Here is a 12,231-nt window from a genome sequence, read left to right on the forward strand (position 1 = left end):
ACGCCGGTCAGTCCCCGTCCGGGTACACGGCGCGGGCCAGGGCCTCCTCCGGGATGTCCAGGGCGGCGATGCGCTCCGGGTCGGCGAGGACGTGCAGCTCGACGATGCGGTCGCCGACGACGGTGAAGGCCATGAGCGCGGACGGCTTGCCGTCGACGACCGACAGCACGGCCGGCTGCCCGTTGACGACGAGCGGCAGCGACGCCTTGCGGAAGGTCGCGTACATGAGGGCCTGCCGGGTGATCGCCTCGGCGCCGCGGACCAGCTTGGACGCGCCGGCGAGGAGCTTGCCGCCGTCGGCGCGCAGCACCGCGTCCGGGTCGAGGACGGCGAGCAGCCCCTCGAAGTCGCCGCCCTGCGAGGCGGCGAGGAAGGCGTCGGCGATCTCGCGCTGGCGGCGCGCGTCCGGGCCGGGGCCGGGGGCGGCGTCCTGGACGCGGCGGCGGGCCCGGCTGGCGAGCTGCCGGGTGGCGGCCGGCGTGCGGTCCACGATCGGCGCGATCTCGTCGAAGGCGACGGCGAACATGTCGTGGAGCACGAACGCGAGCCGTTCGGCCGGGGCGAGGGTCTCCAGGACGACGAGCAGCGCGAGGCCGACGGACTCGGTCAGCTCGGCGGCGTGCTCCGGGTCGCCGGCGCCGGGCACGTGCACGATCGGGTCGGGGACGAAGTGGTCGAGCGGGTCCTCGCGGCGGGAGCCGCGCGAGCGCAGCATGTCCAGGCAGACCCGGCCGATGACGGTGGTGAGCCAGCCGGTGAGGTTGGCGACGCCGCTGACGTCGGTGCGGCTGAGCTTGAACCAGGTCTCCTGCACCGCGTCCTCGGCCTCGCTGAGCGAGCCGAGCATGCGGTAGGCGACGGCCCGCAGGTGCCCGCGGTCGGCGTCGAAGCGGCGCGCCAGCGCGTCCGCGTCCGAGTCCCCGCCGCCGGCACCGCCGCCCGTACCGTCCCCGCCGCCCGTACCGGCGCCGCTGCCTCTGGTGCCTTCCGCCGTGCTCGCGTCCATCCGTCGATCTCCCCCTTCGCGTCCCGTCATGCCTCCATGACGGATCAGAACCCGTGGATGTGACAGCGGAACGGCACCCGTACGCGCGCGTGCCCGCGTCCGTACGCGTCCCTGCCCGGCCCCGGCGGCGCGCCGCCGGTCTCACCCCGTGAGATCCACGCCGTACCGCGGACACCACCCGGGTTTCCCCGGCCAGAGCCGTTGTCCGCCGTGGATCGCCCCTTCAGTGCGATGATCATCATCCGTAGATTTCTCACCATGACGACGACAGCCACCCCGGTCAACCCCGTCCTCCGCACCCCGCCGGCCTCGCCCGCCGCCGCGGCCGCCTACTTCTCCGCCAGCCTCGCCTTCCACGCGGACGTCTCCGACGTGGCCTCCGTGCTGGCCACCGCCGCGGCCGACGGCACCGACCCCGGTTTCGTGGTGATCGACTCCCGCTCGACCGCCTCCTGGGACCAGGGGCACGTCCCCGGCGCCGTCCATCTCCCCACCGCCCTCATCCCCGAGCAGGCGGAGCAGCTGCTCGACAAGGCCGTCCCGGTCGTCACGTACTGCTGGGGCCCCGGCTGCAACGGCGCCACCCGTGCGGCGCTCGCCCTCGCCGAGCTGGGCTTCCAGGTGAAGGAGATGCTCGGCGGCTTCGAGTACTGGGTGCGGGAGGGCTTCCCGTACGAGACCTGGGAGGGCCCGGCGCAGCGCGTGGCCGACCCGCTGACCGCGCCCGTCGACGCCGAGGACTGCGGCTGCTGAGGAAACGGATTTCGGTTTTCGCCGCCCATGCCGTAAGGTCATATTCACCGACGCGGGGTGGAGCAGCTCGGTAGCTCGCTGGGCTCATAACCCAGAGGTCGCAGGTTCAAATCCTGTCCCCGCTACTCAGTAGCCTGAAGGCCCGGATCGTCTCCCGACGATCCGGGCCTTCGGCGTTCCCGACCACCGACAATCGGATGCCGGGCTTGACCTTTACGTAACGTCAAGTTCTACCGTTCCGGACATGGAGTGGTCGATCCAGGAGATCGCCAGGAAGGCCGGCACCACCAGCCGTACGCTCCGCCACTACGGCGAGCTGGGGCTGCTGGAGCCGAGCCGGGTCGGCGCGAACGGTTACCGGTACTACGACCAGGCGGCGCTCGTGCGGCTGCAGCGGATTCTGCTGCTGCGCGAGCTCGGGCTCTCGCTGCCCGCGATCGCCGAGGTCCTCGAAGGCCAGCGGGACACCTCGGCGGCCCTGCGCACGCATCTGGCCCTCCTCCAGCAGGAGCGCGAGCGCATCGGGCGGCAGATCGAGGCCGTGCGGACCACTCTCCACAAGACCGAGAGAGGAGAACAGCTCATGGCCGAGGAAGTCTTCGACGGCTTCGACCACACGGTGTACGAGGCCGAGGTCACCGAACGGTGGGGCCGCGACGCGTACGAGCGCGGCGACCGCTGGTGGCGTTCGCTGAGCGAGGCCGAGAAGAAGGAGTTCATGGAGACGCAGGCCGGCATCGCCCGCGACTTCGGCGCGGCGGCCGCGGCCGGCCTCGCGCCGGACAGCGACGAGGTGCAGGCCCTGGCCCGAAGGCAGTACGACTGGCTCTCCGGCACCACCAGCCCGACGAAGGAGTACCTGATCGGGCTCGGCCAGATGTACGTGGACGACCCCCGGTTCACCAAGAACTACGACCAGCACGGCGAGGGCACCGCGATCCTGGTGCGCGACGCGCTGACCGTGTGGGCCGAGCGGAACCTGTGAGCCGGCGGGCGCGGACGCGCCCGAAGTAAACGCTGGCCGAAACCGTGCCGCCGTCCGCCCGTCCCTTTGCCCATGGGTGAACGCGGAACGTAACGTCATGAACGCCATGCATGAGAATCGGTCGGCGATCGGGCGAGGAGCAGCAGGAGGACGGGCGCCCGTCCTCCTGCTGCTCCTCGCGCTCGTCGCGCTCTTCGCGGGGCTCTGCCACGGCGTCCCCGCCCACGCGGAGTCCGCCGCGGCCGGGCACCCGGCCGGCGGCGCTGCCGTCGCCGTGGCCGGGCCCGTGCACGGGCCGCTCCCCCACGGCTGCGGGCAGGGCGGCGAGGGGCACGCGGCCGAACTGCCGCTCACCGCGCAGACCGCCACGGCGCCGCAGCTCGACCCGCCGACGCCCGGCGCGGCCGTCACGGCCGACGCCGCCACCCCGCTGCCGGCGGCGGCGGAGCCGCGGCACGCGCGCACCCGCGCGGGGCCCCACCCCGCGCCCGGGCAGCTGCTCATCGCCCTCGGAGTGGACCGGAACTGAACGCGCCTGACCCGCCCCGCCCGTCAGGCGCCTCTCCGGCGCGCGCACCACCCACTCCGAGGACGGACATCCCGCCATGCACGCTGCCGCACCCCAGCACACACCGCTGCACGCACCCCAGCCCACACCCCTGTACGCGCTCCCGCCCGCTCCCGCACCGGCCCCCGCCCCCGTGTACGCCCCCGCCCGCCCCCATCCCACCGTCGGCAACACCCCCGTGCTGTGGACCGACGACGGGTACTGGGCCAAGCTCGAAGGCTTCAACGCCGGCGGGATCAAGGACCGGCCGGCGCTCCACATGGTCGAGGAGGCCCGCCGCCGCGGCGACCTGCGGCCCGGCGCGCCGATCGTCGAGTCGACCTCCGGCACCCTCGGCCTCGGGCTCGCCCTCGCCGGGGTGCTCCACGGGCATCCGGTGCACGTCGTCACCGACCCCGGCCTGGAGCCGATCGTCGAGCGGATGCTGACCGCCCACGGCGCCACCGTGCACGTCGTCACCGAGCCGCACCCGGCCGGCGGCTGGCAGCAGGCCCGCATGGACCGGGTCGCCGAGCTGCTGGCCCGGCTCGACGGCGCCTGGTGGCCCGACCAGTACGGGAACCCCGACAACCCCGCCGCCTACGCCGGGCTCGCCGCCGAGCTGTCCGCGCAGCTCGACCGGATCGACGTCCTCGTCTGCGCGGTCGGCACCGGCGGCCACTCGGCCGGCATCGCCCGCGCGCTGCGCGCCACCAGCAGCCCGGCCCTGGAGCTCGTCGGCGTCGACTCGATCCGCTCCACCGTCTTCGGGCTGCCCGCCGGCGAGCGCCTGATGCGCGGCCTGGGCTCGTCCATCCACCCGGCCAACGTCGACCACGCGGCCTTCGACGAGGTCCACTGGGTGGCCCCGGCGGAGGCGGTCCGCTCCGCCCGCCGGCTCGCCGCCCGCCAGTACGCGACCGGCGGCTGGAGCGTCGGCGCGGTCGCCCTGGTGGCCGGGTGGCTGGCCCGCACGCGCCCGCGCGGCACCCGGATCGCGGCCGTTTTCCCCGACGGCCCCCAGCGCTACTTCGACACCGTCTTCAACGACGCGTACTGCGCCGCCCACGGGCTCCTCGACGGACCCGTACGGGACGAACCGGCGCCGTACGAGGGGCCGGACGGGATCGAGGCGTGGACCCGGCGGGTCCTGGACCGGCGGGCGGGGGCGGCGCGTTGAGCACCACGAGCGACCCCGGCACCGCCGTCGCCGCGCCCCGCGGCGGCCTCTGGAAGCGGAGCCGCACCTTCGACCCGACCGTCCGGCTCCTCTTCCTCAACCAGCTCACCATCAACCTCGGCTTCTACATGCTGATGCCCTATCTGGCCGCCCACCTGGCCGACGGGCTCGGTATGGCGGCCTGGACCGTCGGGCTCGTCCTCGGCGTCCGGAACCTCTCCCAGCAGGGCATGTTCCTGGTCGGCGGGGCGCTCGCCGACCGGTTCGGCTTCAAGCCGCTCATCGTGGCCGGGTGCGCGCTGCGGACCGCCGGCTTCGGCGCGCTCGCCTTCGCGCAGTCGCTGCCCGTCCTCGTCGCCGCCTCGCTCGCCACCGGCCTCGCGGGCGCGCTGTTCAACCCGGCGGTGCGGGCGTGCCTGGCGGCGGAGGCGGGGGAGGAGCGCAGGGTGGAGGCGTTCGCCCTGTTCAACGCCTACTACCAGGCGGGCATCCTGCTCGGCCCGCTGGTCGGGGTGGCGCTCACCGGGGTCTCGTTCCGGCTGACGTGCGTGGTCGCGGCCGTGCTCTTCCTGGGGCTGACGCTGGTGCAGCTGCGGCACCTGCCGGTGGCGGCGGGCGGCGGCCGGCCGGAGCGGAAGGACGGCGAGGCGGCCGGGGCGGCCGGGGTCCGGGGGCAGTTCCGCACGGTCCTCGGCAACCGGGTGTTCTGGCTTTTCTCGCTCGCCATGACCGGTTCGTACGTGCTGTCCTTCCAGGTCTACCTGGCGCTGCCGCTCGCGGCGGGCGGCACGGGCGTGACGACCGCGCTGTTCGTCGTCTCCGCGCTCGTCGCGCTCGCCGGACAGCTGCGGATCACCGCCTGGTGCGCGGCCCGGCTCGGCCGCGAGCGGAGCCTCGTCGCCGGGCTGGCCCTGATGGGCGGCGCGTTCCTGCTGCCCGCCACGCTCGGGCGGGGCGCGGCGGCGCTGCTGCTGTGCGCGGCGGTCCTCGCGGTGGCGAACGCGGTGCTCTACCCGTACGAGATGGACACCGTCGTCGCGCTCTCCCGGGGCCGCTGGGTGGCCACCCACTACGGGCTCTACAACACGGTCTGCGGGATCGGGATCACGCTCGGGAACCTCGGTACGGGTGTGCTCCTCGACGTCACGGGCTGGACGGCCGCGCCGTGGCTGGCGCTCTGCGGCGTCGGCCTGGGCTGTGCGGCGGCGGTCGCGGTCCTGGGGCGGGGCGGACGGCTGCGGGTGGACGGCTCGACGTCGTAGCGGACGGCCGGGCTTCCGCCCGTACGCGGTTCCCACGCGCGCGCGTGGGCGGGACGCGGCATGCACGCGCGCGTGGGTGGGACCCGGTCTCCACGCGCGCGTGGAGCGGGCCGCGTACGCCGGTCGGACGCCTGCCGGTCGCCGGGCGGGCGCGGCGCGGGGACCCTGGGAGGGTGCGCGGCGGCGGGCCGGCGACCGGTCAGGAGTACTCAAGGTGACGCACCCTCGGGGAGCGGCGGGCGGCGGGCGGCGGGGCGATCCGCCCGGCCGCGGTCCCGTCCGGTCCGGCGCGACCCGGGGACCGTACGGGAGCGAGGTGCGGCAGTCCGCGCCGTTCGGCGCGACCCGGCGGGTCCTGCGGGCGCTGCCGCCGCTGATCATCGCGGGCGGGGTGGTGTTCGACCTGGCGACGCCGCCCGCGTACACGGCGGCGCCGATGTTCTCCGCCGCGCCGCTGATCGCCGCCCCGTTCTTCTCCCGGCTCACCACGCTGCTGACCGGGCTGGCGGCGATCCTGGCGTCGGTCGGGCTGCACGCGTACAACGACACGCTCACCGACGTGCCCTCGCTGACGGAGACGCTGACCGTGGTGACGGTGTCCGCGCTGGCGCTGGTGATCAACCTGGTGGTGCGGCGCAGCGGCGAGCGGCTGGCGTCGGCGCGGGTCATCGCGGAGGCCGCGCAGCGGGCGGTGCTGCCGATGCCGGCGGAGCGGATCGGCGGGCTGCAGTGCGCGGCGCGGTACGAGGCGGCGCAGGCGGACGCGTTCATCGGCGGCGACCTGTTCGCGGTGCAGGACACGCCGCACGGGGTGCGGCTGGTGGTCGGGGACGTGCGGGGCAAGGGGATGGACGCGGTGGAGGCGGTCGCCGTGGTGATCGGCGCGTTCCGGGAGGCGGCGGAGCAGGAGGCGACGCTGGAGGGGGTGGCGCGGCGGCTCGACCGGGCCCTCGACCGGGAGGGGACGCGGCGCGAGGGGCTCGACGCCTTCGAGGGGTTCACGACGGCGGTGCTGGCGGAGGTCCCGCGCGCGGGCGGGCGGGTCCGGCTGGTGAACCGGGGGCACCCGCCGCCGCTGCTGCTGTACGGGGACGGGCGCCTGGAGACGGTCGCGCCGGCCGAGGCGGCGCTGCCGCTCGGGATGGGCGAGCTGTCGGTGTGGCCGGACCGGGCCGACGAGCGGGCGTACCCGGCGGGCGCGACGCTGCTCTTCTACACCGACGGCCTCTCGGAGGCGCGGGACGCGGGCGGCGTCTTCTACGATCCGGCGGCCCGGCTGGCGGGCGCGGTTTTCCCGGGGCCGGAGGAGCTGCTCGACGCGCTCGTGGACGACGTGCGGCGGCACACCGGCGGGGGGACGACCGACGACATGGCGCTGCTGGCGGTGAGCCGGCCGGCGGCCGGGGCGCCGGAGCGGCGGCGGACCATGCCGGTGGTGCCGCCCGGGCCGGGAGGTTGACGCGATCCGGCCGGGCGTTCACCGTGCGTGGTCAGGAGGTGCCTCAGCGATAACAATTGACACACCGTCAGATTTCAGAGGTTTGACGGACCGGCACTGAAGCGGGGTCAACTCGGGCGAATCCCTGCCATTTCCGTGAATGATCAAGGGGAACGGCTTGGAATCGGACCGTCGTGTCTATTAACGTTCGATAACGCAGCGCGGTCGTCCCAGCCGTCGCAAGAGGCGGCTCCGTGCGCACGTGCCGAATCCCGAAAGGGAACCGGGGAACCATCCCTTGGGGTGAATCGGGCCCCTCGCACCCCCCGTGCGAACACGCCCGTAGGAGACCTTCCTGCTCCGAACCCGTCAGCTAACCCGGTAGGCGAGAAGGAAGGAAAGGAGCGCGCCTCCGTGGCGTCCAACACCCCCGTACCCGGTGCCCCCTTCGAGCCCTTCGGCGGCCCGGGTGCCGTCGGAGCGGACGACCCGGCCGGCGCCGCGCCGGGCGCGTACGACACCGCCTCCTTCACCCCCTCCCCCGGGGAGTGGAACCCGACCGAGGGCTCCCTGCGCGCCGAGAGCCGCGCCGGCGGCCGGCACCGGGTCGTGAAGCAGCGCTCCAACTTCGCCCGCTCCTCCACCGTCCTCGGCGTCGGCGTCATCGCCGCCGTCGGCGCGGGCGGCCTCGCCACCGCGCAGGAGAAGCCGCCGGTCGCGATCTCCCTCCCGGACCTTCCCGACCTGGGCCTCCCGGACGCCCACGACCTGCCCGGCGTCGGCGCCCTGCTGCCCGGCGGCGACGAGGAGACCGCCGACGCGCAGGGCTCCGCGCCCGTCGCGGCGGGCGCCGCCGCGGCGAAGCCGCTCACCTCCGTCACGTACACCGCCCCGGCCGGCACCGCCGCCGCCGGCACCGCCACGGCCGCCCCCGCCGAGCGCACCGCCTCCGCCGCCGACGCCGGCGAGGCCCTGCGCGCCCGCATCCTCCAGCAGGCCGAACAGCAGCAGCAGGCCGCGGTCGACGCCGAGAAGCTGGCCGCCGAGAAGGCCGCCGCCGAGAAGGCCGCCGCGGACGCCAAGGTCCAGGCGGAAGCCGCCGCCAAGGCCGAGGCCGAGCGGATCGCCGCGGAGAAGGCCGCCGAGGAGAAGCGCCTCGCCGAGGAGAAGGCCGAGGCGGAGCGGATCGCCGCCGAGAAGGCGGAGGCCGAGCGCCTCGCCCAGCTGGCCGCCAGCTACGCGATGCCGCTCTCCTCGTACACCCTCACCTCCACCTACATGCAGTCCGGCTCGATGTGGTCCTCCGGCTACCACACCGGCCTCGACTTCGCGGCCCCCACCGGCACCCCGCTCAAGGCCGTGCACGGCGGCACCATCACGTCCGCGGGCTGGTCCGGTTCGTACGGCTACCGGATCGTCCTGCAGCTGGAGGACGGCACCGAGGTCTGGTACTGCCACCTCTCCTCCATGACCGTCGCCGCCGGCCAGACCGTCACCACGGGCGAGACCATCGGCCGCGTCGGCGCCACCGGCAACGTCACCGGACCCCACCTCCACATGGAGGTCCACACCCCGGACGGCGCGGGCATCGACCCGGCCGAGTGGCTGCGCTCCAAGGGCCTGACGGTCTGACCCCACGGTCCGACGCGACGGTCCGGCCGCCGGTCCGTCCGTACGAGCCTTCCGGCCGGGGTTCAGGCTCCCCGACCGGAATACGCCCGGCGGCGCACGGAGTTGATCTCCCCATGGACTCGACTCTGCGCCCGCTGGGCACCTCCGGCCTGCACGTCTTCCCGCTCGCCCTCGGCGGCAACGTCTTCGGCTGGAGCGCCGACGAGAAGACGTCGTTCGCCGTCCTCGACGCCTACGCCGCCGCCGGCGGCAACTTCGTCGACACCGCCGACGTCTACTCCGCGTGGGTCGACGGCAACGAGGGCGGCGAGTCCGAGACCGTCATCGGCCGCTGGCTGGCCGCCCGGGGCAACCGCTCCGACGTCGTCGTCGCCACCAAGGTCGGCGCCCTCGCCCCGCTCAACGGCCTCTCCGCCCCCACCGTCAAGGCCGCCGCGGAAGCCTCCCTGCGCCGCCTCGGCACCGACTACATCGACCTGTACTACACGCACTTCGACGACGAGACGGTCCCCGTCGAGGAGATCGTCACCGCCCTCGACCAGCTCGTGAAGGAGGGCAAGGTGCGGGCCGTCGCCGCCTCCAACATCTCGCCCGAGCGGCTGCGGGCCTCCCTCGACTTCGCCGAGGCCGAAGGGCTCACCCGGTACGTGGCGCTGCAGCCCGAGTACAACCTCGTGGCGCGCGAGAAGTACGAGGGCCCGCTCCTCGACACCGCCGCCGAAGCGGGCCTCGCCGCCGTCCCGTACTACGGCCTCGCCTCCGGCTTCCTCACCGGCAAGTACCGGCCCGGCCGGTCCGTCGACAGCGTCCGCGCCCCGCGGGCCGGCGCGTTCGCCGAGACCGCGCGCGGACAGGCCGTGCTCGCCGCGCTCGACGAGGTCGCCGAGGCCCACGGCGCCGAGCCCGCCACCGTCGCCCTCGCCTGGCTCGCCTCCCGCCCCACCGTCACCGCGCCGATCGCCTCGGCCCGTACGGTCGAGCAGGTGCCGGCGCTCGTCGCCGCCGCCGGCCTGACGCTGACCGACGCCGAACTGGCCCGGCTCACGACCGCCTCCGAGACGCCGGTGGACTAGCCCTTGTACGGGTTGTAGCCGCCGTAGTCGAGGTACTGCGGCGGCACCCACACCCGTCCGGTGGCCCGGGCCGCGTACGACAGCGCCGGGGACGCCGTCGCCCGGCGCTCCCACAGGTGGTGCAGCAGCTCCTGCTCGCGGGCGGCGAAGTCCGGCACCGGGACCGTGCCCCGGCGGGCCCGCTCGCGCAGGAACGCCAGCGTGGTCGCGAACGACTCGTACTCGCCGACCGTCCGCGCCCCCGCCTTCCCGTACGTACGGGACGCCACCTCGCGCGCCGTGCGGCGGGCCCGCATCGAGGAGAGCGCCAGCGGCTCCTCCGGCGACAGCCAGCCGGCCGCCGCGTACGCCGGCAGCACCGCCGCGATGGTCCGCAGCTCCTTCTGCCGGCTCCACACCGCCAGCCAGGTCAGCAGCCCGAAGGCCGGGACCATGAACATCGCGTACACGGCGTAGAAGGCGAGCGGGCCGCCGAAGGTCGCCGAACCGTTCCACAGCGCGTGGACGCCCATCGCCAGCAGCAGCCCCGCGAGCGGCAGCAGCACCCGGCGCAGCCGCTTCCCGCGCGGCGCGAGCGCGGCAAGACCGAAGCCGATGCCGGTCAGCACCGTGAAGAGCGGGTGCGCGAACGGCGACATCACGACCCGGACGAAGAAGGTGCCGGCGGTGACGGCGCCGATCCCGCCGTCCCCGAGGTCCTGGTCCTCGCCGAAGGCGTTGCCGAGGTAGAGGATGTTCTCGGTGAACGCGAAGCCGGTCGCCGTGAAACCGGCGATCACCACCCCGTCCACCAGACTCCGGAAGTCCCGCCGCCGGAACAGGAACAGCAGCAGGACCGCGGCGGCCTTCGCGGACTCCTCCACCACCGGCGCGATCACCGTCGCGCCCAGGTCGTCCGCCGAGCGCGGGTCGGCGGTCGCGGTGGCGATCCAGCGGACCGCGAACGAGTTCGCGAGGATCGCGACCAGGGCGGCGGCGAACGCGCCCCACGCGAACGCGAACAGCAGGTTCTTCCACGGAGCCGGCTCGACCCGGTCGAGCCAGCGGAACGCCGCCATCAGCAGTGGTACGGGCAGCACCGCGAGGCCCAGCCCGACGAGGAACCCCTCCGTGCCGGTCTGCTCCCGCACCAGCGCCAGGATCACCAGCGCGCACAGCGCGAGCAGCGTGATGACGGCGACGGCCCGCACGATCCGGCTCCGCCAGAACGCGCGCCGGGGCCGGTACCGCCACTGCCGCCGGTCGGCGGCCACGGCGAACGACGGCTCGTCCCCGTCACGGACGGGGACGTGGCTCTCGACCGCGGGAGCCCCGGCCTGCGCGGGCAGGAAGGCGGGCGCCGGCGGCGAGGAGGGCTCGGGCGGCGAGGAGGGCTCGGGCGGCGGGGACGGCGGCAGGGGTCGGGACACGCCTCGACCCTAGCGACCGCCACCGACAGGAGCGACGGGCTTCCCGGCCGGGCCGTTGCTCGCCGGGCCGCTGCTTGCCGGGTCGTGACTCGCCGGGCCGTTACGTGCCGACGTGCCGTGACGTGCCGTGACGTGCCGCCGGGCCGTTACTTCCGGCGGAAGAGCAGGTCGTGCACGACGTGCCCCTTGTCCAGGCCCTGGCCCTCGAAGCGGGTCAGCGGCCGGAAGTCGGGGCGGGGCGCGTAGCCGCCGGCGGGCACGGTGTTCTCGAAGTCGGGGTGCGCGGTCAGCACCTCCAGCATCTGCTCCGCGTACGGCTCCCAGTCCGTGGCGCAGTGCAGCACCCCGCCCGGCTTCAGCCGCGTCGCGAGCAGCGTCAGGAACTCGGGCTGGATCAGGCGCCGCTTGTGGTGCCGCTTCTTCGGCCATGGGTCCGGGAAGTAGACGCGGCAGCCGTCCAGGGCGGCCGGGTCGAGCATCTCGCGCAGCAGGATGATCGCGTCGCCGTTGGCGACGCGGATGTTCGTCAGGCCGTTGCGGTCGGCGAGGCCGAGGAGGTTGCCCTGGCCGGGGGTGTGCACGTCGACGGCGAGGATGCCGGTGCCGGGGTCGGCGGCGGCCATCTGCGCGGTCGCCTCGCCCATCCCGAAGCCGATCTCCAGGACGACCGGCAGCCCGCCGAACAGCTCCCGCAGGTCCAGGACCCGCTTGCCGTCGATGTCCAGGCCCCAGTCCGGCCACCGCTTCAGCATCGCCTCGGCCTGCCCGGCCGTCACCCGGCTCCGCCGCGGCTGGAAACTCCGGATCCGCCGCTCGAAGTGCGCGCCGGCGGGGTCGGGCGAAGGCCCTTCCCCGGGCGCGAACATCCGGCTGCCGCGCCGAACGCCGCCGTCACTACGCTTCTCATGCTGCTCAGACACAATGCGCCCATGGTACGGGCCCGCGC

Annotated in this window: 11 protein-coding genes, 1 tRNA gene and 1 riboswitch; of the genes, 9 read left to right on the forward strand and 3 right to left on the reverse strand. The window is 74.7% G+C overall.

Going from position 1 to position 12,231, the window contains the following annotated elements; all coding sequences use genetic code 11:
- Nucleotides 1-7 precede the first annotated feature (7 nt).
- Entirely contained in the window at nt 8-1,006 is a 999-nt protein-coding gene (locus ACFVQZ_RS26665; RefSeq protein ID WP_383626704.1) for a sigma-70 family RNA polymerase sigma factor, read from the reverse strand.
- A gap of 258 nt (nt 1,007-1,264) precedes the next feature.
- Here ACFVQZ_RS26665 and ACFVQZ_RS26670 point away from each other — a divergent pair, with 258 nt between their 5' ends.
- From ACFVQZ_RS26670 to ACFVQZ_RS26710, 9 genes are all read left to right on the forward strand, one after another.
- Complete coding sequence (locus ACFVQZ_RS26670; protein WP_321193527.1) at nt 1,265-1,759, forward strand: rhodanese-like domain-containing protein; 495 nt, start codon at nt 1,265-1,267, stop codon at nt 1,757-1,759.
- A 51-nt stretch (nt 1,760-1,810) separates the two neighbouring features.
- Nucleotides 1,811-1,884: transfer RNA gene (locus tag ACFVQZ_RS26675), tRNA-Met, on the forward strand.
- A gap of 119 nt (nt 1,885-2,003) precedes the next feature.
- The gene (locus tag ACFVQZ_RS26680) at nt 2,004-2,744 is read left to right on the forward strand and encodes a MerR family transcriptional regulator (RefSeq protein ID WP_383626708.1); all 741 of its coding nucleotides are present in this window, start codon (nt 2,004-2,006) and stop codon (nt 2,742-2,744) included.
- A gap of 97 nt (nt 2,745-2,841) precedes the next feature.
- Entirely contained in the window at nt 2,842-3,273 is a 432-nt protein-coding gene (locus ACFVQZ_RS26685) for a hypothetical protein (protein ID WP_383626711.1), read from the forward strand.
- 76 nt (nt 3,274-3,349) lie between these two features.
- Complete coding sequence (locus tag ACFVQZ_RS26690; protein WP_081959712.1) at nt 3,350-4,471, forward strand: PLP-dependent cysteine synthase family protein; 1,122 nt, start codon at nt 3,350-3,352, stop codon at nt 4,469-4,471.
- Nucleotides 4,468-5,733: an MFS transporter gene (locus ACFVQZ_RS26695; RefSeq protein ID WP_383626714.1), complete on the forward strand. Its 1,266-nt coding sequence runs from the start codon at nt 4,468-4,470 to the stop codon at nt 5,731-5,733. The genes ACFVQZ_RS26690 and ACFVQZ_RS26695 overlap by 4 nt, the downstream gene beginning before the upstream one ends.
- A 214-nt stretch (nt 5,734-5,947) precedes the next feature.
- Nucleotides 5,948-7,192 (forward strand): PP2C family protein-serine/threonine phosphatase, encoded by a 1,245-nt coding sequence (locus ACFVQZ_RS26700; RefSeq protein ID WP_081959714.1) that lies wholly within the window; start codon nt 5,948-5,950, stop codon nt 7,190-7,192.
- Nucleotides 7,193-7,424: 232 nt separating this feature from the next.
- Nucleotides 7,425-7,574: riboswitch (cyclic di-AMP (ydaO/yuaA leader) on the forward strand.
- Between the two features lie 11 nt (nt 7,575-7,585).
- Entirely contained in the window at nt 7,586-8,803 is a 1,218-nt protein-coding gene (locus ACFVQZ_RS26705; RefSeq protein ID WP_383626718.1) for a M23 family metallopeptidase, read from the forward strand.
- Nucleotides 8,804-8,916: 113 nt separating this feature from the next.
- Complete coding sequence (locus ACFVQZ_RS26710; protein ID WP_383626721.1) at nt 8,917-9,876, forward strand: aldo/keto reductase; 960 nt, start codon at nt 8,917-8,919, stop codon at nt 9,874-9,876.
- On the opposite strand, the gene ACFVQZ_RS26715 is transcribed toward ACFVQZ_RS26710, so the two are convergent.
- Both ACFVQZ_RS26715 and trmB read right to left on the reverse strand, forming a co-directional pair.
- Nucleotides 9,873-11,285, reverse strand: coding sequence for a PrsW family intramembrane metalloprotease (locus tag ACFVQZ_RS26715; RefSeq protein ID WP_383626724.1), 1,413 nt, complete (start codon nt 11,283-11,285; stop codon nt 9,873-9,875). The two genes, ACFVQZ_RS26710 and ACFVQZ_RS26715, sit on opposite strands and share 4 nt — an antisense overlap.
- A gap of 146 nt (nt 11,286-11,431) precedes the next feature.
- The gene (gene trmB / locus ACFVQZ_RS26720; RefSeq protein WP_051788501.1) at nt 11,432-12,151 is read right to left on the reverse strand and encodes a tRNA (guanosine(46)-N7)-methyltransferase TrmB; all 720 of its coding nucleotides are present in this window, start codon (nt 12,149-12,151) and stop codon (nt 11,432-11,434) included.
- Between the last annotated feature and the right edge of the window lie 80 nt (nt 12,152-12,231).

This window comes from Streptomyces sp. NPDC057854 (assembly GCF_042797055.1).
GTDB lineage: Bacteria > Actinomycetota > Actinomycetes > Streptomycetales > Streptomycetaceae > Streptomyces.